Source organism: Ensifer sp. ENS09, from assembly GCF_014852425.1.
Lineage (GTDB): Bacteria > Pseudomonadota > Alphaproteobacteria > Rhizobiales > Rhizobiaceae > Ensifer.
In genome coordinates this window covers 1342505-1367112 of the sequence record NZ_JACVBP010000002.1, presented here as the reverse complement: position 1 = coordinate 1367112, position 24608 = coordinate 1342505, and the positions used below count along the sequence as shown (strand labels likewise).

At 63.3% G+C, this 24608-nt stretch carries 17 protein-coding genes; 6 read left to right on the top strand and 11 right to left on the bottom strand.

The genetic code is table 11. From position 1 onward, the window contains the following. Position 1: 1 nt before the first annotated feature. Together IB267_RS14810 and IB267_RS14805 are read right to left on the bottom strand one after the other, a co-directional pair. A complete protein-coding gene (locus IB267_RS14810) occupies positions 2-1384 on the bottom strand; it encodes a serine hydrolase (RefSeq protein ID WP_210335841.1) in 1383 nt (460 codons plus the stop codon). A gap of 141 nt (positions 1385-1525) precedes the next feature. Beyond that, positions 1526-2425: a LysR family transcriptional regulator gene (locus IB267_RS14805; protein ID WP_192448233.1), complete on the bottom strand. Its 900-nt coding sequence runs from the start codon at positions 2423-2425 to the stop codon at positions 1526-1528. Positions 2426-2558: 133 nt separating this feature from the next. On the opposite strand from IB267_RS14805, the gene IB267_RS14800 reads away from it, so the two are divergent. The 3 genes from IB267_RS14800 (at position 2559) to IB267_RS14790 (ending at position 5035) form a co-directional block, all read left to right on the top strand. After that, positions 2559-3308 (top strand): SDR family oxidoreductase, encoded by a 750-nt coding sequence (locus IB267_RS14800; protein WP_192448232.1) that lies wholly within the window; start codon positions 2559-2561, stop codon positions 3306-3308. A gap of 204 nt (positions 3309-3512) precedes the next feature. Continuing rightward, positions 3513-4148 carry a DUF1326 domain-containing protein gene (locus tag IB267_RS14795; protein ID WP_192448231.1) on the top strand — a complete coding sequence of 212 codons (636 nt, stop codon included), beginning with the start codon at positions 3513-3515 and terminating at the stop codon, positions 4146-4148. Positions 4149-4153: 5 nt separating this feature from the next. Further along, entirely contained in the window at positions 4154-5035 is an 882-nt protein-coding gene (locus tag IB267_RS14790; protein WP_192448230.1) for a DUF2182 domain-containing protein, read from the top strand. A gap of 63 nt (positions 5036-5098) precedes the next feature. Here the strand turns inward: IB267_RS14790 and dnaJ are convergent, their stop codons facing one another. The 4 genes from dnaJ to IB267_RS14770 all read right to left on the bottom strand — a co-directional run bounded on the left by dnaJ (position 5099) and on the right by IB267_RS14770 (position 11518). Beyond that, the gene (gene dnaJ, locus IB267_RS14785) at positions 5099-6229 is read right to left on the bottom strand and encodes a molecular chaperone DnaJ (RefSeq protein WP_192448229.1); all 1131 of its coding nucleotides are present in this window, start codon (positions 6227-6229) and stop codon (positions 5099-5101) included. 251 nt (positions 6230-6480) lie between these two features. Continuing rightward, positions 6481-8403, bottom strand: coding sequence for a molecular chaperone DnaK (gene dnaK, locus IB267_RS14780; protein WP_043622688.1), 1923 nt, complete (start codon positions 8401-8403; stop codon positions 6481-6483). A 261-nt stretch (positions 8404-8664) separates the two neighbouring features. Further along, a complete protein-coding gene (locus IB267_RS14775; RefSeq protein WP_192448228.1) occupies positions 8665-10935 on the bottom strand; it encodes a transglycosylase domain-containing protein in 2271 nt (756 codons plus the stop codon). 232 nt (positions 10936-11167) lie between these two features. Then, positions 11168-11518 (bottom strand): hypothetical protein, encoded by a 351-nt coding sequence (locus IB267_RS14770; protein ID WP_192448227.1) that lies wholly within the window; start codon positions 11516-11518, stop codon positions 11168-11170. 567 nt (positions 11519-12085) lie between these two features. On the opposite strand from IB267_RS14770, the gene IB267_RS14765 reads away from it, so the two are divergent. Next, positions 12086-12574 (top strand): hypothetical protein, encoded by a 489-nt coding sequence (locus IB267_RS14765; protein ID WP_192448226.1) that lies wholly within the window; start codon positions 12086-12088, stop codon positions 12572-12574. 19 nt (positions 12575-12593) lie between these two features. Here IB267_RS14765 and IB267_RS14760 read toward each other — a convergent pair whose 3' ends face one another. The 3 genes from IB267_RS14760 to IB267_RS14750 all read right to left on the bottom strand — a co-directional run bounded on the left by IB267_RS14760 (position 12594) and on the right by IB267_RS14750 (position 16096). Then, complete coding sequence (locus tag IB267_RS14760) at positions 12594-13553, bottom strand: YbhN family protein (RefSeq protein ID WP_192448225.1); 960 nt, start codon at positions 13551-13553, stop codon at positions 12594-12596. A gap of 474 nt (positions 13554-14027) precedes the next feature. Further along, on the bottom strand, positions 14028-15419 hold the full coding sequence (locus tag IB267_RS14755; RefSeq protein ID WP_192448224.1) for a M20/M25/M40 family metallo-hydrolase: 1392 nt from the start codon (positions 15417-15419) through the stop codon (positions 14028-14030). 233 nt (positions 15420-15652) lie between these two features. After that, positions 15653-16096, bottom strand: coding sequence for a MarR family winged helix-turn-helix transcriptional regulator (locus tag IB267_RS14750; RefSeq protein WP_192448223.1), 444 nt, complete (start codon positions 16094-16096; stop codon positions 15653-15655). 511 nt (positions 16097-16607) lie between these two features. Between IB267_RS14750 and polA the strand changes: the two genes are divergently transcribed. Together polA and purU are read left to right on the top strand one after the other, a co-directional pair. Next, complete coding sequence (gene polA, locus IB267_RS14745) at positions 16608-19616, top strand: DNA polymerase I (protein ID WP_192448222.1); 3009 nt, start codon at positions 16608-16610, stop codon at positions 19614-19616. 237 nt (positions 19617-19853) lie between these two features. Next, positions 19854-20708, top strand: a complete 855-nt coding sequence (gene purU, locus IB267_RS14740; protein ID WP_192448221.1) for a formyltetrahydrofolate deformylase — start codon at positions 19854-19856, stop codon at positions 20706-20708. A gap of 55 nt (positions 20709-20763) precedes the next feature. Here the strand turns inward: purU and IB267_RS14735 are convergent, their stop codons facing one another. Next, positions 20764-21408 (bottom strand): TetR family transcriptional regulator, encoded by a 645-nt coding sequence (locus tag IB267_RS14735; protein ID WP_192448220.1) that lies wholly within the window; start codon positions 21406-21408, stop codon positions 20764-20766. A gap of 51 nt (positions 21409-21459) precedes the next feature. Continuing rightward, positions 21460-24600 (bottom strand): efflux RND transporter permease subunit, encoded by a 3141-nt coding sequence (locus IB267_RS14730; protein ID WP_192448219.1) that lies wholly within the window; start codon positions 24598-24600, stop codon positions 21460-21462. Between the last annotated feature and the right edge of the window lie 8 nt (positions 24601-24608).

The following is a 24608-nucleotide window of genomic DNA, read 5'->3' as shown; positions in this document are numbered from 1 at the left end:
ATCATTTCGAGACCCGAGGCGCGAGGCTGTTCTGCCCGCCCTGGTGCAAGGTCAGGCTTTCGGCACGGTCGCCCTTGAGCGTGAAGCTGATCTGGGCATCGATGAGCTTCGTAAAGAAGCGGTGATGGGCCTCCGGAAGGATTTCGAGCCGATCCTGCCCGGTCGCCTGGGCAAAAAGGCTTTCACCATACCGAAAGATCGTAAGTTCGAAATCCGGCGCCAGCCTGTAGGTGCCGATATAGGCATCATAGCGCGCCGGATCGATCGCTATGGCCGTGCGTTTGACGATTGGCGGCGCGAGCGGCGCGTTGCGATTGAGCAGATGGCGGCCGATGTCGTCGACGCCGACGTCGGTCGACGCATTCGACAGAGCGACCACGCCGACACCCGTCGACGGACGGTAGCCGACGAAGGATCGGTAACCGCCGGTGCCGCCGTTGTGCCAGATGAACTGCTCGTCGCCCTTGCCCGAGACGACCCAGCCGAGCGCCTGCTGATCGCCGTTGCCGATCGGCTGGCGGGTCGCCAGCAGCGTGGTGAAGGCGGGAGCGAGCGGCGATGCCGTCTTTCCCATGGCCGCCTCGAGGAAAAGCAGGAGATCGTCCACGGTCGAGCGGAGGGCGCCTGCGCCCTGCAGAACGTCGAGATCCCAGTCGCTGACCGGCTCCATGGCCGCATCGTGGCCCGTTGCCCGGCGTTCGGCCCAGGCGGGTCGCGACGTGATGGCCGTATCCTTCATGCCGAGGGGAAGGGCGATGCGGCTGACGATGAGGTCTTCATAGGAGAGCCCGGACTTCAGCGCGATCGCATGGCCGAGAAGCCCGGCGCCAAGGTTGGAATATTCATGCTCGACGCCGGGGCGGCGCTGCGGCTTGTGGCTGGAGAGGAAGGCATAGAGCTTCGCCGCGTCGTAGCCGGCATAGGGATTGCTCATGTCGGCCGGCACCAGATTGCTGGGCAGCCGCGGCAGGCCGGACATGTGCGTTGCGAGGTCGCCGAGCGTGATCGGGGTCTGCTTGTCCTCCGGCATGATCACGCGCTCGGGCAGAAGCGTGGCCACAGGTGTGCCGAAGCTGAGCGTGCCTTTCTCCATCGCATCGGCCAGCAGCAGCGCGGTAAAGACCTTGGTGATCGAGCCGATCTCGAACACCGTCTGCCCGTCGACAGCGCGCGGATCGCCTTTGGTCGGATGGCCATGCGCGATGACGCGCCGGCCATTGGCATCGATGATGCCGACGACGATGCCGACCGACTGCTGCTGCTTGTCGATCCGGTCGGCCAGGGTCTCCTGAATTTCTGCGTCGGTGGGCGGGGGAAGCGGACTTGCGTGAGCGTTGGTGCCAAGCGCCATAAGGACGATCCAGTTCAGAAAGCGGTTCCGCATGAGAGATAGGAATCCAGTTTTCGGTTGTCAGGGGATGCGCTGATGATGCCAGCCGGTTTCGGTCAAGCCTTGGTCAAGACTTGATCGGCGATCGGCGCGATACCGTCGCCCGCAACGATTGTGCCGGCATTGCAGCAGCCGTCACGGATCCCAATAGGGTGGATCGCCGAAGGCTTCCTTGAGGTGCTGGGCGATGGCTCTGAGCTTGGTGGAGGCGCGCCGGCCCTCCGGATGCGCCATGTAGATGAACTCCGGCTCTGGACTGAGCCCTACGTCGATCTCGTTCAATAGCCCTTCCCGCACGGCCGGACCGGCGATGAAGGCGGGCAAAAGCGCGATGCCGAGCCCGGCGACGGCGGCGTCGTGCAGCATGTCGCCGTTGTTCATGCCGAGCGCCAGGCGGGCCCGTACAACCGTCGCGCCGCCAGGCCCTTCGAAGCGCCAATCGGCAGCACCCCGGTTGGTGTAGAAGATGCCGCGATGGCCTTCGAGTTCGGCAAGCGACGCCGGTGTACCGTGCCGGTGGAGATAGTCGGGCGCGGCGACCAGCAGGCGCCGGCTTCTGGCAAGCTTCCACACGACCAGCCGCGAATCGGCGATCACGCCATGGCGCACGATCGCATCGTAGCCTTCGGAGGCGGCATCGACCCGACGGTCGTCCAGGTCGAGCGTCAGCTCGATCTCCGGGTGTTGGGTCAGGAAGGGATAGAGCGCCGGGCCGAGATGCCGTCTGCCGAAGCTGACGGGGGCTGCGATCCGAAGCGGTCCCGTCAGCAACCCGCGGCGTTCGGCAAGATCGTCGGCGGCGGCCTGCATTTCGCCGACGATCCGGATGGCGCGCTCGCGAAAGGCGATGCCATCCTCCGTGAGCGTCAGCTTGCGTGTGGTGCGGTGGAGAAGTGTGGCGTTGAGCCCGCGTTCCAGTTCTGCCACTCTCTCGCTGACGACGGATTTCGACAGCCGCAGGCGACGTGCCGCCTCGCTGATCGAGCCGGCTTCGGCCACGGCGACAAAGGCAGCTATCCCTTCGATCTTCATCATCGTTCGGTTTTTCCGAATTCGAGTTCCACAATTGGAAGACTAATCCGAACGACCGTTTTCCGCCATATCTGTGGGCATCGAAGGACGGCCAATCGAACCGGCCTCCTCATCAACCCAGCAAGAGGATTTCATCATGTCACGTTTGGAGAACAAGACGGCGCTCATCACCGGCGGCACCAGCGGCATCGGTCTCGAAACCGCCCGCCAGTTCATTGCCGAAGGCGCACGTGTTGCCGTCACCGGCACCAACCCGAAGAACATCGCGGAAGCCCGCGCTGTCCTTGGCGAGGCCGCGCTCATCATCGAGGCCGATGCCGGCAATGTCGCCGGCCAGGCGGCCGTTGCCGAAAAGATCCGCGCCGCCTTCGGCACGCTCGACATCCTGTTCGTCAATGCCGGCATCGCCAAGCTGCAGCCGGTCGAGCAGTGGGACGAGGCAAGCTTCGACCGCTCGGTCGCCATCAACGTCAAGGGCCCGTATTTCCTGATCCAGGCGCTGCTGCCGGTATTCTCGAAACGCGCTTCGGTCGTGCTCAACACCTCGATCAACGCCCATATCGGCATGCCGACCTCCAGCGTCTATGCGCTGACCAAGGCGGGGCTGCTGTCGCTGGCCCGCACGCTTTCGGGTGAACTCATCGGTCGCGGCATCCGCGTCAATGCCGTCAGCCCTGGCCCGATCCGCACACCGCTCCATGACGGCCACGCCCCGACGCCCGAAGAGAACAAGCAGGTGGTCGATGCGATCGCCGCGCAGATCCCGCTCGGCCGATTTGGCGACGCGAGCGAGATTGCCAAGGCGGTGGTCTTCCTCGCCTCCGACGAAGCCACCTTCACCGTCGGCGCCGAACTGATCGTCGATGGCGGCATGGCGACGCTCTAGGACAGGCGCCGATAAAAGGCGCAAATGCCTGATGATCCAAGCGCCGCGGGTCCAGCCGACCCGCGGCGCCATCGTGTTGCCGTCTCTGGCATTGCCCGCCGTTGGCATCGGCGACGGAGAAGAGTATATTTTCCAACTCTAATAAAAGGCATCCGTTTGCGCGAATACGCGAGACGAACACCGATCAGATCCCAGGAGGAGACGATGACGAGTGTCAGATGGATGATGAAGGGGCGTGAGTTCATTCATTGCAATTGCGCCTATGGCTGCCCCTGCCAGTTCAATGCCCTGCCGACCCAAGGCCATTGCAGCGCCGTTGGCGCCTTCGAGATCGAGGAAGGTTATCACGGCGACACGCGGCTCGATGGGCTTCGCGGCGGCCTGATCGCCGCCTGGCCGGGCGCGATCCATGAGGGCAGGGGGCAGGTGGTGCCGATCGTCGATATCCGCGCATCGGGCGAGCAGCGCGGCGCGCTGCTACGCATCATGAGCGGCGAGGATACGGAGCCCGGGGCGACCTTCTTCCAGGTCTTCGCGACCACCTTCGAGACCATGCACGATCCGGTCTTTGCCGACATCGATTTCGAGGTCGATATCGGCGCCCGAACGGCGCGGCTGGAGGTGCCGGGCTGGCTTGTCGCGCGCGGTGAGCCGATCCTCAATCCGGTGACCGGCATGGCTCACCAGGCACGCATCAATCTGCCTCACGGTTTCGAATACGATCTTTGCGAAGTCGGACGGGGGTGGGCCGATACGAAAGGGCCACTGACCTTGGCGCTTGCGGATTCGCATGCCCATTTCGCCACGATGCATTTGACCGAAAGCGGCGTGATCCACTGACGCCGATGGGAGACACGGCGCTCGAAACCCTGCTCAGACGTGACCGCGTCGTCGTCGTGGCGGCGTTGGTTACCCTGACGGTGATCAGCTGGCTCTACGTACTGTGGCTGGCGTCGGCCATGGACATGGCTGCTCCCCCGGTTCCCTCCGGCAGCATGGACATGGGCTCCGGCATGGACATGGATATGCCCATGGAGATGCCAATGACCACGGGCGCGCAGGAGGGCTCGATGGCATCGATGGCGGGCGCGGTTGCCACTCCCTGGACCGCCACGACCTTCGCCTATGCCTTCGTCATGTGGGCCGTGATGATGGTCGGCATGATGGTACCGTCGGCGACGCCGATGATCCTGCTCTACGCCCGCGTCGGCCGCCAGGCGGCACAACAGGGCAAGCCCTTTGCCGCCACCGGTTTCTTTGCCGTCGGCTACCTGTCGGCGTGGCTCCTGTTCGCGCTCGTCGCCGTTCTCGGGCAATGGCTGCTCGATCGCGCCCTGTTGCTCACACCGGCGCTTTCAAGCGCCAGTGGGCTTCTCAGCGGCATCGTGCTGGTCGCTGTCGGCCTGTTCCAGTTCACGTCACTCAAGAATCGCTGTCTCAGCCAATGCCAGGCGCCGCTGCTTTTCATCCAGAACCACGGCGGCTTTCGTCGCGAAGCTCGCGGCGCCTTTGGCCTCGGTGTGCGGCACGGGCTCTATTGCGTCGGCTGCTGCTGGGCGCTGATGGCGCTGCTGTTCGTCGGCGGGGTGATGAACGTGTTGTGGATCGCTGCCATCGCCATCTTCGTTCTAGCGGAGAAGGTGGTGCCCGGCGGCAGGGTCCTATCCCGTATCGCCGGGGTAGCGCTCGTTTTGGCCGGGTTGTGGCAGCTCGTGGCCTTGCTCTGAAACAGAAGCGCCGCGCAACCGTTTCCGGCGCGCGGCGCTCTATAATGCGTCGGGCTTGAAGCCTTAGTCGCTCAGCGTATCGAAGAAATCCTTCATCCGGGCAAAGAAGCCGGTCGATTCCGGATTGTTGTCCTTGGACGAGATCTGCTCGAATTCCTGCAGCAGCTCGCGCTGGCGCTTGGTCAGCTTCTGCGGCGTTTCGATCTGGATCTGGATGTAGAGGTCGCCAGATTGCGCCGAACGCAGCACCGGCATGCCCTTGCCCTTCAAGCGGAACTGCTTGCCGGCCTGGGTGCCCTCGGGAACGGTCACGCGCGACTTGGTGCCATCGAGCGTGGTCACGTCGAACTTGCCGCCAAGGGCAGCCGTCGTCATTGAGATCGGCACGCTGCAATAGAGATCGGCGCCGTCGCGCTGGTAGAACTCATGCGGCCTGACCGAGAGGAAGATGTAGAGGTCGCCTGCCGGTCCGCCGCGAAGCCCGGCTTCGCCTTCGCCCGAGAGGCGGATGCGGGTGCCGTCCTCGATGCCGGCCGGAATGTTGACCGAGAGCGTACGCTCTTCAGTGACGCGGCCCTGGCCGTGGCACTTGCCGCAGGGATCCGTAATCGTCTGGCCGCGGCCGCCGCAGGTGGGGCAGGTGCGTTCGATCGAGAAGAAGCCTTGAGCGGCGCGCACGCGGCCCGAGCCATGGCAGGTGCCGCAGGTCTTGGGGCTGGTGCCGGGCTTGGCGCCGGAGCCGGTGCAGACGTCGCAGGTGATCGAGGTCGGAACGCGGATCTGCGCCGTCTTGCCGCCGAAGGCTTCCTCGAGCGAAATCTCCATGTTGTAGCGAAGATCGGCGCCGCGCTCGCGACCGCCCGATGAGCGCCGCTGGCGCCCGCCGCCCATCATCTCGCCGAAGATGTCTTCGAAAATGTCGGAGAAGCCGCCGGCACCACCGCCGCCGAATCCGTTGCCCATGCCGCCCTGCTCGAAAGCCGCATGACCGTAGCGGTCATAGGCCGCCCGCTTCTGCGGGTCCTTGAGCATCTCATAGGCTTCGTTGATTTCCTTGAAGGTCTTCTCCGCTGCCGCGTCGCCGGGGTTCTTGTCCGGATGATACTTCATCGCGAGCTTGCGGAAGGCGCTCTTCAGCTCCTTTTCGTCGGCGTTCTTGGCAACACCAAGCGTTTCGTAGAGATCACGTTTCATTCGTAGAAGATTATCCTGTTGGCAAGCCAGCGCGATGGCTCGGCGGCTGCCCGTTTACCTTGCCACCGATTTAGTAAACCTTGAAGCGCGATACCATAGCCCGAACAGCGGTAGATACGGTTTTTTGTCGGAAAAGGTACGTTTGCGCCAAGTCACAGTGCCGATCGCCGATATTGCAGGCCCTGACGGGCGAGACCGGCAACAAAAAAGCCCGGGCGAACCCGGGCTTCTTCGTCTGTTTGAAGGGCGACTTAGGCCGAACGCTTGCGATCGTCTTCGTCGTTGACTTCTTCGTAGTCGGCATCGACGACATCGCCGTCACGGGCAGCGTCGGCGGCGGCATCCGCATGGGCGGCTTCCGTCTGCTGCGCTTCGTAGATCGCCTGGCCGAGCTTCATGGATACTTCCATGAGCGTGTTGGTCTTGGCCTTGATGTCTTCTGCGTCCGGCTCGGAAGCTTCGACGGCGGTCTTCAGCGCGGCAATCGCGTCGGAGATCGCGTTGCGGTCGGTTTCCGAAACCTTGTCGCCGTAATCCTTCAGCGACTTCTCGCTGGAGTGGATCAGGCTTTCGGCCTGGTTCTTGGCTTCCACGCCTTCGCGACGCTTCTTGTCGACTTCAGCGTTGGCTTCGGCGTCCTTGACCATCTTTTCGATGTCGGCGTCGGAGAGGCCGCCAGATGCCTGGATGCGGATCTGGTGTTCCTTGCCGGTGCCCTTGTCCTTGGCCGAAACCTGCACGATGCCGTTGGCGTCGATATCGAAGGTCACTTCGATCTGCGGCATGCCGCGCGGTGCCGGCGGAATGCCGACGAGGTCGAACTGGCCGAGCAGCTTGTTGTCTGCAGCCATTTCACGCTCGCCCTGGGAGACGCGGATCGTCACGGCCGACTGGTTGTCGTCGGCGGTCGAGAAGGTCTGCGACTTCTTCGTCGGGATCGTCGTGTTGCGTTCGATCAGGCGGGTGAAGACGCCACCGAGCGTTTCGATGCCGAGCGACAGCGGGGTTACGTCGAGCAGGAGAACGTCCTTGACGTCGCCCTGCAGAACGCCGGCCTGGATCGCGGCGCCCATGGCGACCACTTCATCCGGGTTCACGCCCTTGTGCGGCTCCTTGCCGAACAGCTGCTTCACGGTTTCCTGCACCTTCGGCATGCGGCTCATGCCGCCGACGAGAACGACTTCATCGATCTCGGCAGCCGAGACGCCGGCATCCTTGAGGGCTGCCTTGCACGGCGCGACGGTGCGCTGGATCAGGTCGTCGACAAGCGCTTCGAACTTGGCGCGGGTCAGCTTCATCGTCAGGTGCTTCGGACCGGAAGCGTCAGCCGTGATGAACGGCAGGTTGATTTCGGTCTGCTGCGACGAGGACAGCTCGATCTTGGCTTTTTCGGCAGCTTCCTTCAGGCGCTGAAGAGCGAGCTTGTCGTTCTTCAGGTCGATGCCCTGTTCCTTCTTGAACTCGCCGGCGAGGTACTGGACGAGACGCATGTCGAAGTCTTCGCCACCGAGGAAGGTGTCGCCGTTGGTCGACTTCACTTCGAAGACGCCGTCGCCGATTTCGAGAACCGAGATATCGAAGGTACCACCACCCAAGTCGTAAACGGCGATCGTCTTGCCGTCCTTCTTGTCGAGGCCGTAGGCGAGCGCTGCCGCGGTCGGCTCGTTGATGATGCGCAGAACTTCGAGACCAGCGATCTTGCCGGCATCCTTGGTTGCCTGGCGCTGAGCGTCGTTGAAGTAGGCCGGTACGGTGATGACGGCCTTCTCGACCTTTTCACCGAGGTAGGATTCGGCCGTTTCCTTCATCTTCTGAAGGATCATGGCGGAGATCTGCGACGGTGAGTAATCCGTGCCATGCGCTTCGACCCAGGCGTCGCCATTGTCGGCCTTGGTAATCTTGTAAGGAACCATGTCCTTGTCTTTTTGCGTGGTCGGATCCTGGAAGGTCCGGCCGATCAGTCGCTTGATCGCAAAAAGCGTGTTTTCCGGATTGGTGACAGCCTGGCGCTTGGCCGGCTGGCCAACGAGACGTTCGCCGTCTTCGCTGAAGGCCACCATCGAGGGGGTCGTGCGCGCACCCTCGGCATTTTCGATCACCTTCGCGTCTTTACCGTCCATGACGGCGACGCAGGAGTTGGTCGTTCCCAGGTCAATACCAATAACTTTAGCCATGTCGTTCTCTCCTTGCAGCGGACTGTCGGAACCCGGTCAGGCATTCGTGAGACAGCCCCTAACGGGATGGTCTTTGGATTTCTTCGCAGCTTAGACTGCGCCGATGCGGCGTATATAAGGACCGGCGTTTCGGACTGCAAGGCATTCTGCGGGGCGTTTGGGGGCAAAAGCAAGCCCGGGATTTGTCTAGCCCGAAATGGGCCACCGGCCGCAGCCTGCCTACAGGCCGGATCCCCTGTCAAATCGAGGTTCACGGGCGGCTCAGCCGCCGGTCAGAATATCGAAAAGCGTGGTGCGGCGCGTGGCCCCGGTCGTCTGGCCGACATCGGCCGGCGGCACCATGCCGCCGTTGCCCTGGTCCGCCGTCTGGCCACCCCATGGATCGCCGCCCTGATCGACCGGACGCTGCCCGACCGCAACGCCGCCATCGACGCCGACGGGTGCGTCCGGAAAGGCTTCCGGATCGCCGGACATCAGGTCGCCTGACGGCGGCGCGGTTCCGTCGTCGAAGACCGGCTGCACGCCGGTCGTCCCGAACAGCGGCGACGGCGAAAGCCCCTCGTGGGCGGCCATCATGAAATCGTGCCAGGCCTTGGCCGGCAGGCCGCCGCCGGTGACCTTCTTCATCGACTTGCCGTCGTCGTTGCCGAACCAGACGCCGGTCGTGAGGTTGGAGGTGTAGCCGACGAACAGCGCGTCGCGGAAGGATTGCGTCGTGCCGGTCTTGCCGGCCGCTTCCCAGCCTTTCAGCTGCGCCTTCTTGCCGGTGCCCTTGGTCAGCACCCGCAGCAGCATCTGGTTCATCTCGCTGACGATCGCCGGATCGAGCACGCGGGGCGGGTTGTCGTAGGTGTTTTCGTAAAGCACCGTGCCGTCCGCCTTGGAAATGCGGCGGATCACGTGTGGCGTTGCCTTGAAGCCGCCATTCATGAAGGGGGCATAGGCCGACGTCAGTTCGACGAGGCTCACTTCCGAGGTGCCGAGCGCGATCGAAGCGTTCGCCTGCATTTCGGAATCGATGCCGAGGCGGTGTGCGACCTTGACGACGTTCGAGGGGCCAACCTCCATGACGAGCTGCGCGGCAATCGTGTTCAGCGAATTGGCGAGCGCATCGGCCAGCGTCACTTCACCACGGTATTTCTGGTCGTAATTCTCGGGCGTCCAGTTGCCGATCCGGACCGGCCCGTCGTTGCGGATCGACATCGGCGTGCGGCCGATCTCCATCGCCGCGGCATAGACGAAGGGCTTGAAGGCCGAGCCCGGCTGGCGCTTGGCCTTGGAGGCGCGGTCGAACTGGCTCTCGGCATAGTCCTTGCCGCCGACGAGCGCCCGAATGGCGCCGGTGCCGTCGACCGAGACGAGGGCGGCCTGCGAGGCGTCGAGCTTCTTGCCCTCGGCGTCCAGCGTCGCGGCGATGACCTCTTCGGCCTTCTTCTCGAGGTTGAGGTCGATCGTCGTGTCGATGACCAGATCTTCCTTGATCTCGCCGATCATGCCGGGAAGCTGGTCCATCACCATGTCGGCGACATAGTGCTCGGCGCCCGACCAATAGCTCTTGGCCTTGGTCGGGGTCTGCGACATCGCCGTCTTGATTTCGCTGTCGGTGACGTAGCCTTCCTCGCGCATGGCGCCGAGAACGACCTGGGCGCGCTCTTCCGCGGCCTTCGGGTCGCGCGCCGGCGACAGGCGGGACGGTGCTTTCAAAAGGCCGGCGAGCAGGGCCGCCTCGCCGAGGTTCACGTCGCGCGCCGACTTGTTGAAGTAGCGCCGCGAGGCGGCTTCGACGCCATAGGCGTTGGAGCCGAAGAACACCCGGTTGAGATACATCGCCAGGATCTGGTCCTTGGAATATTTCTGCTCGAGCCAGAAGGCGAGCAGCACTTCCTGCACCTTGCGCTCAAGCGTGCGCTCCGGCGACAGAAACAGGTTCTTGGCCAGCTGCTGCGTCAGCGTCGAACCGCCCTGGACCATGCGGCCGGTGGTGAGGTTCGTCAGCATGGCGCGGGCCAAGCCCAGGGGATCGATGCCGAAATGCGAATAGAAGCGGCGGTCCTCGATGGCGATGACGGCCTGCGGAATGTAGGGCGACATGTTTTCCAGCGACAGCGCTTCGCCGCCGGTGGTGCCGCGATTGGCGATGATGTCGCCGCTGACGGCAAGGATCTTGACGTTCGGCGGGCGCTCCGGGATCGACCAGCTTTCGGCGCTCGGCATGCGCGCGCCGTAGTAGAGCACCAGGCCGCCGACGCCCATGGCGCCCCAGATGCCGAGCACGATGCACCAATAGAACAGGGTGCGGACAAGGCCGATAAGACCACCGCCACCAGAGCCGCGACGGCCGCCGCCGCGCTTGCTTGCTGGCTTCTTCTTGCCGCTGCCTCTGCTGCTGTTGCCGGAAGGTTTGCTGCGGGGCGTCTTGCGGCTGGTGGTCACGCGGTCGCTGGCCTCGACGCGAAAATCGTCGTCGTCATCGTCCTCGTTTCCGCCGAACGATGGCTCGATCCGCTGTCCTGACCTGCCGCTTGCTGCCATGCCGTTTGATCTATCCCTCACCGCTCAGCGGTGGCCCTTGGCGCTATCGTTGCGGCCAATCGATTTCGACGGTGGTAACGGCGTCCCACGCCCATCCGCCACGGCGACCGGGTGAACTTTAAATGCGGCAATTTAAGGGGTGGTTAAGAAAGTCGTTGTGAAAAAGCCTGACGGTTCAAAACCTTGACGGCGGCTCGCATGCGCCCCAAGTCCCACCTGCGCGCGCCGGTTCCTACTGGATGGAGTTTCGAAGCGGTGTCGCTTCGACCGATGCCGTGGGGCTCACCGGATAGGGATCGGTGAAATCGTAGAGCCATTGGCTGAAGGGCAGGCGCAGCAGAACCCGCTTGCCCAGATGGTTCACGGCCACCTCCTCGCAGTCGGCCGCCGGGTAGGCCTGACGTCCGCACATGCCGAGCGGGCTGTCGACCAGGCGGAAGCCATGCCCCTGATAGACGAGCGCCGTCATTGACCTCAGCTTCAGGGAGCCGGGCGGCAGCACGACGAGGCGCAGGCTGGCAAGCCAGGTCGCGAGGATCAGCACAACGATGAGCGCGGTCGGAATCTGGAGCAGCAATTTCATCTGAGCGCCTGCAATTACTGAGTGAAAATTTCTTATCGACTTACGTATAGTCGTATATCGAAAAAGCTGAATGAAAGGAAACGTCCATCAGTGGTTGTGGTTTCCATGAAGTTACCGGGGCTCGGCTGACCATCGGAGCGCCGCCTTGAGGCTGGACATCAGGAAAGATGCCTCTCGCCCCTGCCTTCTCTTCACGATTTTGTGCAGTGCAAAAATGATGTCTTGAAATTGTTGCGACGCATAATTATTATACGACTTATCGAAGCGCTGCACCTCCTCCCGCGGCGCCCGATGCGGATCGGCGGCACTCCTCCTCCCAGCTGTCGATCAAGTTCGAGAGCCCCGTGTACCTCCTCCCACACGGGGCTCTTTTCATTTGCGCGTACGCCCGTGGCTTTTTGCTCATCGGCATCAGGACGCCACCGCCTCCCATATCTCCTGAGGTCATACGGATCGCCGGCGCCGCGCCGGACGATGGCCTATGCCGTTATCGATCTCCTCGCGAATCCTGCTATGGCTTCGCCTCATTGTTGTGTTCGGCTGCCGCCACGACAAAGGAGGACTGCCATGAAGCTTCGATCCACCGTCTTCGCCCTCGGCGCCTTTGCAGCCCTGAACGGCGAGGCTCTGGCGCAGGACAGCGTCGCCTATGTCGATGACCGGTCCGATGGGCCAGCGCTCGTGCGCTCGCTCTACAATGCCGTCAACCGCAAGGAATATGCCCGCGCCTATGGCTATTTCGGCGAATCGAAGCCTGTCGGCGGCTTCAAGGCCTTCACCCGCGGCTATGAGCGCACGGTGTCTGTCGAGATCAAGGTGGGCAAGGTGAAGACGGAGGCCGGGGCGGGCAGCATTTATTCCGCCGTTCCCGTCGCGGTGAAATCGATCGAGAAGCGGGGGCGGGTGCGGTTCTTCGCCGGCTGCTACGTCACCCGCATCATCAATCCGTCGCTGCAGGTGCCGCCGTTCACACCCTACCAGATCGAAGCGGCGCGCCTGCACGAGGTGAAGGGGCCGCTCGAACAGGCGCTGCCGACGGTCTGCAACGCGCCCTGATAATGGACGCGCCCCTCGCCTAGGGGAGGTCGCTTTCCTTCGGCTGGTGGCGCTCCGCCACGAACCGCGCTCGCTCGAACACCAGGATTACCACCAGCGCCAGGATGAAGGGGATGATCAGGTAGAGCAGCCGGAAGATCGCAAGCGCCGCAAGCACGGCTGCCGGATCCATTTCCGGCAAAGCGGCGATGAAGATCAGTTCCAGCACGCCGAGCCCGCCCGGCGCATGCGAAAGCAGGGCCGCCGAGAACGAGGCGAGGAAGATACCGAGAATGACGATGTAACCCGGATTGCCGGCTTCCGGCAGGGCGAAATAGATGATCCCGGCGGCGCCGATCAGCTCCACCGGCGCGACCACCAGCTGCCGGAATACGATCTTCGGCTTGGGGTAGTGCAGCTGGAACCAGCGGGTGCGGAACGATGGCAGCCCGACGAGGCTGCCGATGACATAGAGCCCAATGACGATGAGGATCAGCACGCCCGTGGTCAGCGACATTTCGACCGGCAGGAACTCGGCAAAACGTTCGATGATGTCGGGACGCATCAGCAGCACGACGGCCGATAGAACCAAGGTGCCGAGCGTGAAGGTGAAGGAGCAGAAGGCGACCAGCACGCCGACCTCGCCCGGGGAAAGCCCCTTGGAGCGATAGGCGCGGTAACGCACGACCGCGCCGGAGAACACCGAGGCGCCGAGATTGTGCGACAGCGCGTAGGTCGTGAACGAGCAGAGCGTGATGAACCAGAGCGAAATGCGGTGGCCGAGGTGGTCGAGCGCAAGTCGGTCGTAGGCCGCCAGAGCCGCATAGGCGAGGAGCGTCGAGCCGATCGCCAGGAGCCAGCTCCTCAGCGAAATCGCATTGAAGCTTGCGAGAAACTCGTCGAACGACAGGCCGCGCAGCTCATGGTAGAGCGCGTTGACCGAAAACAGGATCGCGAGAAGGCCGACGACGGGCCAGAAATAGGTCTGCAGCCGCTTCATGCCGGTGCCGTGATCGGTGCGAGGGCGTGGCAGGGGTGTTTCAAGGACACTTCCGTTGCAGCGGCCGGAGGGATTCTCCGAGCGGAGACGTTCTGTTTTCTGAGCCGCTTTGTCATAGCATCACGCCCGCAGCGCGACGCTTCGGTCCTTACCCTTGCCAACGATCCGATTTCCCTTTGTGATTTGTTTCACAAAAAGGAAGCACCTGAGACCTCGGAGGTCAAGGATTGACGGCCTGCCGACAGCGGAGAAACCGCCGGGAAACAATGAAGGGGAAACGGTAAAGCGCGGGCATGGCGCCGATCGGGCAGGGATGCGTGCGCGTCGAAGCGGGGTTTGCGCGCAAGGGCTGCATTATCGGCGGCCGCGCAATCAAATCGAAAAAAGCCGTGGCGGAGGGCTTCGCCACGGCTTCCGGGGTCAAATATGCGGGGCGGGATGCCCGGAAAACCGCGACCCGTCCCGCACGGATCATCAGGCGGCGAGCGCGTCGAGGATGCGGATCCAGGAGCGGATGCCCTTGTGATAGGACTGCAGCTCGTACTTCTCGTTCGGTGAATGGATGCGGTCGTCGGAGAGCCCGAAGCCGACCAGCAGCGATTCCATGCCGAGCATCTTCTGGAAGTCGCCGACGATCGGGATCGAGCCACCCATGCCGATGATGACGGCCGGCTTCGGCCACTCGTCGGAAAGGGCCACCTTCGCGGTGTTGAGCAGCGGCGATTCGTACGGAAGGTGGATCGCCGGCGAGCCGCCATGGGCGTGGAACTCGACCGAGCAATCGGCCGGAACTTTCGAGCGCACATAGGCGCGGAACGCTTCGCGGATCTTTTCCGGGTTCTGGTTACCGACGAGGCGGAAGGAAACCTTTGCCGAAGCCTCGGCCGCGATCACCGTCTTGAAGCCTTCGCCGGTATAGCCGCCGGTGATGCCGTTGACTTCCGCGGTCGGTCGCGCCCAGGTCAGTTCCAGAACCGAGCGGTTCTTTTCGCCCGACGGGATCGACAGGCCGATTTCGCCGAGGAACTTTTCTGCCGTCTGGCCAAGCGTTTCCCAGGCAGCCTTGATCTGGGCGGGGGTCTCTTCGACACCGTCGTAGAAGCCCGGCAGCGTCACGCGGCTGTTTTCGTCATGAAGGCCGGCGAGAACGGTGGTGAGAATGCGGATCGGGTTGGCGGCAGCACCACCGAAGTAGCCGGAATGCAGGTCGCGGTCGGCAGCCCGGACGATGACCTCTTCGCCGACGAGGCCGCGCAGGCCAGCGGAGATCGCCGGCGTATCGCGGTCCCACATGCTGGTGTCGCACACCAGCGCATAATCAGCCTTGAGTTCGGCGGCATTGGCTTCGAGGAAGGGCTTCAGCGACGGCGAGCCGGACTCCTCCTCGCCTTCGAACAGGATGGTGACGCGGCAGGGCAGGGCGCCATGCACGTCCTTGTAAGCGCGCACCGCTTCGACGAAGGTCAGGAGCTGGCCCTTGTCGTCGGCCGTGCCACGGCCGGTGATCACCTTGCGGCCGGGCTCGATCTCCTTGATGCCGGGCTCGAACGGATCCGTGTCCCAGAGGTTCAGCGGATCGACCGGCTGAACGTCATAGTGGCCATAGAACAGCACATGCGGCGCATCGGGCTTGGCGCCGTCATGGTGGGCGACGACCATCGGATGGCCGGGGGTGTCGCGGACCGATGCGGTGAAGCCGAGAGCGTTGAGCTCGGCCACCAGCCATTCTGCCGCCTTGCGGCATTCCGCCTTGAAGGCCGGGTCGGTCGAGATCGACTTGATGCGAACCAGGTCGAACAGCCGATCGAGGCTCTTTGGCAGGTTGGCGTCTGCGCGTTCGAGAACGGGGGTGATGTCAGCCATCATGCATATCCTTGCTTCAAGTTTCGCCGGAACCTACTGCATGTGCCGCCAAAGCGAAATCGATTTGAGCGATTTTGGGCAGAGGTCCCAGGTGACGGTGAACGGAGAGCCTGGCGCCTTGGCAAGGGGAGTGCCGGGGCGCCCGGATCGGCGCGTCTGCCTCCTGCATTAGAACGGGCGCACGCCCGATTTAAGCCAAATTTTTTGATGGAACGATCAGGCCGGGCGATGGCGCATCAGGCGCGACTGTCGCTTCGTGCCACGCTGGCGAGCGCCATGCGCATATATTCGAGCATCAGTTCGCGCTCGAAGTTCCTGAGGCCGGCAAGCAGCGACTGGTCGGCGGCAAGCGCTGCCTCCTTGGCGGCCGCCTCCATCTCCTTTGCCTTTTCGGTCAGGTAGATCTGTTGCGAGCGCTTGTCCTGCGGATGCTTGCGGCGCAGGATGAGCCCGTCACGCTCCATGCGAGCGAGCGTGTTGGCCATCGTCGCCTGTTCGATGTCGAGCCGATCGAGCAGCTGTTTCTGCGTCAGGCCCTCTTCGGCCCAAAGCTCGAGCAGGATGGGAAACTGACCTGGCGCGAAACCAAGCTTCTGGCCGCGCTCGTGAAGCGCGCGCGAAAAGCTCTTCGCCAGCAGGCTGGCCAGGTAGGTCGCAGATTCCATACGATTGAAGGCCATGCCTATCGGTACGCCCGAACCGCCATGAAGACAAGTTACAATGCAGGCGATGGACCTTGAGACTGTCGCGGTTCACCGGGATTTGAGCGGAGGTGATCGGACGGCAGAAACAAAAAACCGTCACGGTGCGGAGGCGGCGCCGTGACGGTCTTTTGAAAACGGGACAAAGGCCCGGAGAGGGGGATAAGGCCTTTGTCCTCATCTGGTGCGGGCGGGGGACAGGCCAATCACCAGAAGACGGCATCACTCGGTGCCGTTGACTAAGATTTGAGGATTCAAATGTGGCTTTTCAAGGATACCAGGGCTGAATCGGACATTACAAATACGTAACGTTTGCGTGAAGCTGAACGGCCGCTTGCGAAGCCTTCAGGCGCTCGATCCCAGGGCGAAATCGACCCCCGTTTCCGCAATCCGCGGTGGCGATCGCGGCTACCGCGACTGGTGGAGAATGTAGTGTCTGGCGGGAAAACCGCAATGGACCTTTGGCTTGCCCCGCGCTATCCATTTGCCCATGAAAAACGGTGATCATCTCTTCCTCGTCGACGGCTCCGGATTCATCTTCCGGGCGTTCCACGCCATCCCGCCGCTCAACCGCAAATCCGATGGCCTTCCGGTCAACGCGGTATCGGGTTTCTGCAACATGTTGTGGAAGCTGCTCACCGATGCGCGTGACACGTCGGTCGGCGTTACGCCGACCCATTTCGCGGTTATCTTCGACTATTCGTCGAAGACCTTCCGCAACGCGCTCTACGATCAGTACAAGGCAAACCGCACGGCGCCGCCGGAAGATCTGATCCCGCAGTTCGGCCTGATCCGTCACGCGACGCGCGCCTTCAACCTGCCTTGCATCGAGAAGGAAGGTTATGAGGCCGACGACCTGATCGCCACCTACGCCCGGCTTGCGGAAGCCGCCGGCGCCGACGTCACCATCGTCTCGTCCGACAAGGACCTGATGCAGCTCGTGACCTCGAACGTGTCGATGTACGACAGCATGAAGGACAAGCAGATCTCGATCCCGGAAGTGATCGAGAAATGGGGCGTGCCGCCGGAAAAGATGATCGATCTGCAGGCGATGACCGGTGATTCCACCGACAACGTGCCCGGCATTCCCGGCATCGGCCCGAAGACGGCCGCACAGCTGCTCGAAGAGTACGGCGATCTCGAAACGCTGCTGGCCCGCGCCGGCGAGATCAAGCAGGTCAAGCGCCGCGAAAACATCATCGCCAATGCCGACCTCGCGCGGCTGTCGCGACAGCTCGTCGAACTCAAGACCGACACGCCGCTCGACGTTCCGCTGGAAGATCTGAGCCTGGAGCCGCAGAACGGTCCCAAGCTGATCGCCTTTCTGAAGGCGATGGAATTCACCACGCTGACACGTCGTGTTGCCGCTGCGACCGGCACGGACGCCGATGCCGTCGAAGCAGCCGCAGTGCCGGTGGAATGGGGCGCCGATGCGCGCGGCCCTGATCTCGACAAGGGCGATGGAGCGGCGAAGGTCAGCGAAGGCTCTTCCACGGCGGCTGTCGCCCGTGGCGAGGCCGCGGAAGCGGCCGCCGTCCTGTCGCGTGGCGCCGAAGCGAATGGCGCGGACGCGACGCCCGAGGCGCTCGCTGCCGCGCGCGCTGAAATCTTCGCCAAGGCGCCGATGGATCGGAGCGCCTATGTGACGATCCGCGACATCGCCACCCTCGACCGGTGGATATCGGACGCGCGCGAAGCCGGTGTCGTCGGCTTCGACACGGAAACGACCTCGCTCGATGCCATGCAGGCCGACCTCGTCGGCTTCTCGCTGGCGATCGCCGACCACAAGGCCGATCCGACCGGCGCTTCGATCCGGGCGGCCTATGTGCCGCTGATCCACAAGACCGGCGTCGGCGACCTGCTCGGCGGCGGGCTCGCCGAAAACCAGATCCCGGTCGCCGAAGCCTTGAGCCGGCTGAAGCGCCTGCTGGAGGACCCGTCCGTCCTCAAGGTCGCGCAGAACCTGAAATACGACTACCTCGTGATGAAGCGGCACGGCGTCACCGTCGAAAGCTTCGACGACACGATGCTGATGTCCTACGTCGTCGATGCCGGCAACGGCACCCATGGCATGGACTCGCTGTCCGAGCGCTGGCTGAACCACAAGCCGATCGCCTACAAGGACATCACCGGAACCGGCAAGTCGTCGGTGACCTTCGACTTCGTCGACATCGACCGGGCGACCGCCTACGCCGCCGAGGACGCGGACGTCACGCTGCGGCTCTGGCATATCCTGAAGGCCCGATTGGCCGCCAAGGGACTGACGCGCGTCTACGAGCGTCTGGAGCGGCCCTTGGTTGACGTTCTGGCACGCATGGAAAACCGCGGCATCACCGTCGACCGCCAGATCCTGTCGCGGCTTTCGGGCGAGCTCGCCCAGGGTGCGGCCGGTCTCGAGGACGAGATCTACAAGCTCGCCGGCGAAACCTTCACGATCGGCTCGCCGAAGCAGCTCGGCGATATCCTCTTCGGCAAGATGGGCTTTGCCGGCGGCTCGAAGACCAAGACCGGGCAATGGTCGACCTCGGCGCAGGTTCTGGAAGACCTGGCAGCCGAAGGGCACGAACTGCCGCGCAAGATCGTCGACTGGCGGCAGCTGACCAAGCTCAAGTCCACCTACACCGATGCGCTTCCGGGCTTCGTCCATCCGCAGACGAAGCGCGTGCACACGTCCTATGCGCTCGCCGCCACGACCACCGGCCGCCTGTCGTCGTCCGACCCGAACCTGCAGAACATTCCGGTGCGCACCGCCGAAGGCCGCAAGATCCGCACCGCCTTCATCGCGACGCCGGGCCACAAGCTGCTCTCGGCGGACTACAGCCAGATCGAACTGCGCGTGCTTGCCCACGTCGCCGACATTCCGCAGCTGCGCCAGGCCTTCGCCGACGGCGTCGACATCCATGCGATGACCGCATCGGAAATGTTCGGCGTGCCGGTCGAGGGCATGCCCGGCGAAATCCGCCGGCGCGCCAAGGCGATCAACTTCGGCATCATCTACGGCATCTCTGCCTTCGGCCTTGCCAACCAGCTGTCGATCGAACGCTCGGAAGCCAGCGACTACATAAAGCGTTATTTCGAGCGCTTCCCGGGCATTCGCGACTACATGGAAGGCACCAAGGTGTTTGCCCGCGAGCACGGCTACGTCGAGACGATCTTCGGCCGTCGCGCGCATTATCCCGACATCCGCTCGTCGATCCCCTCGCATCGCGCCTTCAACGAGCGCGCAGCGATCAACGCACCGATCCAGGGCTCGGCCGCCGACATCATCCGCCGCGCCATGGTCAAGATGGAACCGGCGCTTGCGGAGGCGAAGCTTTCGGCCCGCATGCTGCTGCAGGTGCACGACGAACTGATCTTCGAAGTCGAGGACGCCGAGGTCGAAAAGACCATTCCGGTCGTCGTCTCGGTGATGGAGAACGCCGCCATGCCGGCGCTCGACATGAAGGTGCCGCTGAAGGTCGACGCGCGCGCGGCGACCAATTGGGACGAGGCACACTGATCCAGTCGTGCGCAGCGGGTTTTCTGATGGAATCCTCTCAGAAAACCTCAAAAGTCGGATGCGACGAATCTTGCAGCGCCCGGGGGCATTTCATGCTCCCGGGCGCCTTTCCATCAGGATGATAGAAAGCGTAGGCCGCCGCAGCCGGAACGATTGCCGGCGCGTTCGACTCCTCATAGGCAGCCCTAGGGAAGGGGCTGGAAGCCTCGTCCGAAACGGCTACAATCGGAGGAGATCATGGCGCCGAAGACTTTCATTCTTGTCCTGTCCTGCGACGACAAACCCGGCATCGTCGCCGCCGTCACCACGGAGCTTGCCGCCCTTGGCGCAAACATCGCCGAGAGCAATCAGTTCTGGGATACCAGGACCAACAGCTTCTTCATGCGCATCGCCTTTCAGGTTGCAGCGAGCGTTCAGGCAGGTGATGTCGAGCGGGCGCTTCACCCGGCGGTCGAGCGCTTCCAGATGCGGACCACGCTCACGGATGCTGCGGTCAAACCGAAGATCCTCGTTCTCGTATCCAGGTTCGACCACGCGCTGCTGCACCTGCTCTACCAGATCCGTGTGGGCTGGCTGAACGCGGAGGTCGTCGCCATCGTCTCCAACCACGAAGACAGCCGGCGCACGGCCGAGGCCGAAGGGCTCGCCTATCACTGTTGGCCGGTATCGAAGGACAACAAGGCCGAGCAAGAGGAAAGGCTTCTGCGTCTGGTTCAGGAGACCGGCGCCGATCTCGTCATCCTCGCCCGCTACATGCAGGTGTTCTCGGACAATCTGTCGAAGCGCCTCTACGGCAAGGCGATCAACATCCACCACTCGTTCTTGCCGAGCTTCAAGGGGGCAAAGCCCTACCATCAGGCGCATGAGCGCGGGGTGAAGCTGATCGGGGCGACCGCGCATTACGTTACGCCGGACCTCGATGAGGGGCCGATCATCGAGCAGGAAACCGAGCGCGTCAGCCATGCGCTGACAGCGGAAGATTTCGTCGCCACCGGTCGCGATATCGAGAGCCGGGTGCTGGCGCGCGCCGTCAAGCTGCACCTGGAGCGGCGCGTCATGCTCAACGGCCACAAGACCGTGGTGTTCAGCTAAGGGGTCCGGAAGGCCCTCGTGTAGCCGGTACTTTCTGGAGTGCCGGCTACGGTGGTTACAGGCGTGCGACCACGGCCGTTGCCGTAACGGCCGGCGCGCGGAAGCTGGCAAAGAGCCGGCTCAGGCCTTCGCGCCCCTCGGCTGCCAGGTCGAAGCGGCGGCCGAAGAGCAGCCATTCCGTACAGAGCCCCAGCATCATCCAGTGCAGCGTCCGCGTCGCCGAGGCGGGGGTCCAGGTCTCGTGCATCTGCCCCTTGGCGAGCGCGCGGGAAAAAGCGAGTTCGAGCACGACATTATGGTGCTCGTCGAGTTCCTTCTGGCGGGCGAGCACTTCGCCGAGGTCGCCGTCGTAATTGGTGCGCAGCATGATCGTAAGGATGCGCTGGCGCTGCTCGTCGGCGGCCAGAACATCCAGCCAGTCGCCCATGGCGCCTTCGAGGATGGAGAGGGTGTCGGCAGCTTCCGCTTCGATCTCGCGGGCGACCATGTCTTCCTGCGGCAGGGGCACGGCGTCGTGCAGCGCGAGGAACAGGTCGGTCTTGTTGGCGAAGTGCCAGTAGATGGCGCCACGGGTCACGCCGGCGGCCTTGGCGATTTCTTCCAGCGTCGTGTTCGAGACGCCCTTTTCGTAGAAGACGCGCTCGGCGGCGCTCAGGATCTTCTGTCTTGTTGCTTCTGCATCGGCCTTTGTTCGGCGCATTCATTCCTCCTCATGCGACGGCCCGCCAGAGGCGGGCCGTCCAATCTTGTTTTACTCGGCGGGTGTGGGGTTTTCTGCGGCTGTCGGTGTGTTTTCCACCTTCTTTCGGCTGAACAGCTTCGTGACGAACACGAAGAAGACAGGAACGAAGAAGATGGCGAGCACCGTTGCCGAGATCATCCCGCCCATGACGCCCGTGCCAATGGCGCGCTGGCTGCCGGAGCTGGCACCCGTGGCGATCGCGAGCGGCAGAACGCCGAGCGTGAAGGCCAGCGACGTCATCAGGATCGGCCGGAAGCGCAAGTGTGCCGCCTCCAGCGTCGCGTCGATCAGCGACTTGCCCTGTTCGCGCAGTTCCTTGGCAAACTCGATGATCAGGATCGCGTTCTTGGCCGAGAGTCCGATGATCGCGATCAGGCCGACCTTGAAGTACACGTCGTTCGGCATGTCGCGCATCATCACGGCGAGAACCGAGCCGATGACGCCGAGCGGAACGACCATGATCACCGCGACCGGGATCGACCAGCTCTCATAGAGGGCGGCAAGGCACAGGAACACCAGAAGGCACGACAGCGCGATCAGGAGAGGCGCCTGGGTACCGGACTGGATTTCCTGCAGGGACTGGCCGGTCCACTCGTAGCCGAAGCCTGCCGGGAGCTCGCCCGCAAGCCTTTGCATCTCGGCGATCGCGTCACCCGACGAGTAGCCGTGGGCTGCTTCGCCGCTGATACGCACCGACGGGTAGCCGTTGTAGCCGATCGTCTGGGTCGATGCCTTGACCCACTCGACGGTCGCAAAGGCCGAGAGTGGCACCATGCCACCATTGGCATTGCGAACGTTGAGGTTCAGCAGATCAGTCGTTTGCATGCGCTGACCCTCGTCCGCCTGCACCGTCACGCGCTGCATGCGGCCGGCATTCGGGAAGTCGTTGACATAGGACGAGCCAAGGTTGGTCGAGATCGTCGAGTTGATATCGGCGAAGGTAACCCCGAAGGTGTTGGCCTTCTCGCGGTCGATGGTCACGCTGACCTGAGCCGCATCGGGCATGCCTTCGAAACGAACGCCGGTGACGATCTTGCTCTCAGCCGCAAGGCCGAGAAGCTGGTCCCGGGCCTGCGACAGAGCCGCTTCGCCGAGGCCGCCGCGATCCTGCAGGCGGAAGGAGAAGCCGCCTGTGGTGCCGAGGCCCTGGATCGCCGGCGGCGACAGCGCGAAGCTGATCGCATCCTTGATCTGGCTCATAGCCATCGTTGCCCGCATGGCAATCGACTGAGCAGCATTGTCGGCGTCGCGTTCGCTCCAGTCCTTCAGCGTCACGAAGGCGAGCGCTGCGTTCTGTCCGGTGCCGAAGAAGGAGAAGCCGTTGATCGCGATGATGCGTTCGACAGCCGGCTCCTTGCCGAAGATGTTCTCGGCCTGCTCAACCACCTCGGTCGTACGGTTGCCCGTCGCCTCGGAGGGAAGCTGCATCATGACGATCACGAAGCCCTGGTCTTCGTCCGGAAGGAACGACGACGGCAGCTTCATGAACAGCCAGCCGAGGCCGGCAAGCACGGCGACATAGATGATCATGTAACGGCCGGTCCGGTGGACCAGGCGCTTCACGATGCCGCTATAGCCATGCGAGGTCTTGTCGAACGAGCGGTTGAACCACCCGAAGAAGCCGCGCTTGGCGTGGTGGTGGCCCTTGGGAACCTGCTTGAGGAAGCTGGCGCACAAGGCTGGCGTCAGCGACAGGGCAAGCAGCGCCGAGAACAGGATCGACACGACCATCGTCAGCGAGAACTGGCGATAGATCACGCCGACGGCGCCCGGGAAGAAGGCCATCGGAATGAACACCGAAGCCAGAACCAGCGTGATACCGATGACGGCGCCGGTGATCTGCTTCATCGCCTTGCGGGTCGCGTCCTTTGGCGTCAGCCCCTCTTCGGACATGATGCGTTCGACGTTTTCGACGACGATGATCGCATCGTCGACGAGAATGCCGATCGCCAACACCATGCCGAACATGGTGAGCACGTTGATCGAGAAGCCCATCGCCAACATCACCGCGCAGGTGCCGAGCAGGGCGACCGGAACGACGAGCGTCGGGATGATGGTGTAGCGGATGTTCTGCAGGAACAGGAACATCACGACGAAGACGAGCGCGACAGCTTCGAGCAGCGTCTTAAGCACCTTCTCGATCGAAACGGCAACGAACGGCGAAGTGTCGTAGGGAACCGAATATTCGAGACCCTGCGGGAAGAACTTCGACAGTTCGTCCATGCGCTCCTTGATCGCGGCCGATGTCGACATGGCGTTGCCGCTCGGCGACAGCTGCACGGCGATAGCCGCAGACGGCTTGCCGTTCAGGCGGGTCGAGAACGCATAGCTCTCGCCACCGATTTCGACGCGGGCGACATCGCGCAGCCGAACGGAGGAACCGTCCGGATTGGCGCGAAGCACGATCGCTCCGAATTCCTCGGCGCTCGACAGCTGGCCCTTGACGACGACGGGGGCACTGATCTGCTGTGTGATCGGGTTCGGCTGGGCGCCGATCGAGCCGGATGCGATCTGGGCGTTCTGGGCCTGGATCGCATTGGTCACGTCGGCAGCCGTCAGGTTGAGGCCGAGCATCTTGTCCGGATCGAGCCAGATGCGCATCGAGCGTTCGGTGGCAAACAGCTGCGCACGGCCGACGCCGGGCACGCGCTGGACTTCGTTCAGAACGTTGCGGCTGAGATAGTCGCCGAGAGCGATGGCGTCCATCTGGCCGTCGGTCGAGGTGAGCGCGACGATCATCAGGAAGCCGGAGCCGGCTTCATCGACCTGCACGCCCTGGCGCTTGACCGAATCGGGCAGGCGCGGTTCGACGCGGCGAACGCGGTTCTGAATGTCGACGGCCGCCTGTCCCGGGTCGGTGCCCGGTGCAAAGGTGGCGCTGATTTCGACCGAGCCGGAGGCGCTGGAGGTCGACTCGAAATAGAGCAGGCCTTCGACGCCGTTCAGCTCATTTTCGATCAGCCGAGTGACGCTCTGGTAGGTGTCCTGGGACGACGCCCCGGGATAGCTCGTGTTGATCGAGATCTGCGGCGGTGCGACATCAGGATATTGCGATACCGGCAGAAGCGGTATCGCGATGATGCCGGCGAGCATGATGAAGATCGCCACCACCCAGGCAAAAATAGGCCTGTCGATGAAAAAACTGGGCATTAATCAGC

Bases quoted from the DNA above. Each gene is read 5' to 3' on its own strand.
- IB267_RS14810 (WP_210335841.1), bottom strand. From the start codon at position 1,384: ATGCGGAACCGCTTTCTGAACTGGATCGTCCTTATGGCGCTTGGCACC.
- IB267_RS14805 (WP_192448233.1), bottom strand. From the start codon at position 2,425: ATGATGAAGATCGAAGGGATAGCTGCCTTTGTCGCCGTGGCCGAAGCC.
- IB267_RS14800 (WP_192448232.1), top strand. From the start codon at position 2,559: ATGTCACGTTTGGAGAACAAGACGGCGCTCATCACCGGCGGCACCAGC.
- IB267_RS14795 (WP_192448231.1), top strand. From the start codon at position 3,513: ATGACGAGTGTCAGATGGATGATGAAGGGGCGTGAGTTCATTCATTGC.
- IB267_RS14790 (WP_192448230.1), top strand. From the start codon at position 4,154: ATGGGAGACACGGCGCTCGAAACCCTGCTCAGACGTGACCGCGTCGTC.
- dnaJ (WP_192448229.1), bottom strand. From the start codon at position 6,229: ATGAAACGTGATCTCTACGAAACGCTTGGTGTTGCCAAGAACGCCGAC.
- dnaK (WP_043622688.1), bottom strand. From the start codon at position 8,403: ATGGCTAAAGTTATTGGTATTGACCTGGGAACGACCAACTCCTGCGTC.
- IB267_RS14775 (WP_192448228.1), bottom strand. From the start codon at position 10,935: ATGGCAGCAAGCGGCAGGTCAGGACAGCGGATCGAGCCATCGTTCGGC.
- IB267_RS14770 (WP_192448227.1), bottom strand. From the start codon at position 11,518: ATGAAATTGCTGCTCCAGATTCCGACCGCGCTCATCGTTGTGCTGATC.
- IB267_RS14765 (WP_192448226.1), top strand. From the start codon at position 12,086: ATGAAGCTTCGATCCACCGTCTTCGCCCTCGGCGCCTTTGCAGCCCTG.
- IB267_RS14760 (WP_192448225.1), bottom strand. From the start codon at position 13,553: ATGAAGCGGCTGCAGACCTATTTCTGGCCCGTCGTCGGCCTTCTCGCG.
- IB267_RS14755 (WP_192448224.1), bottom strand. From the start codon at position 15,419: ATGATGGCTGACATCACCCCCGTTCTCGAACGCGCAGACGCCAACCTG.
- IB267_RS14750 (WP_192448223.1), bottom strand. From the start codon at position 16,096: ATGGCCTTCAATCGTATGGAATCTGCGACCTACCTGGCCAGCCTGCTG.
- polA (WP_192448222.1), top strand. From the start codon at position 16,608: ATGAAAAACGGTGATCATCTCTTCCTCGTCGACGGCTCCGGATTCATC.
- purU (WP_192448221.1), top strand. From the start codon at position 19,854: ATGGCGCCGAAGACTTTCATTCTTGTCCTGTCCTGCGACGACAAACCC.
- IB267_RS14735 (WP_192448220.1), bottom strand. From the start codon at position 21,408: ATGCGCCGAACAAAGGCCGATGCAGAAGCAACAAGACAGAAGATCCTG.
- IB267_RS14730 (WP_192448219.1), bottom strand. From the start codon at position 24,600: ATGCCCAGTTTTTTCATCGACAGGCCTATTTTTGCCTGGGTGGTGGCG.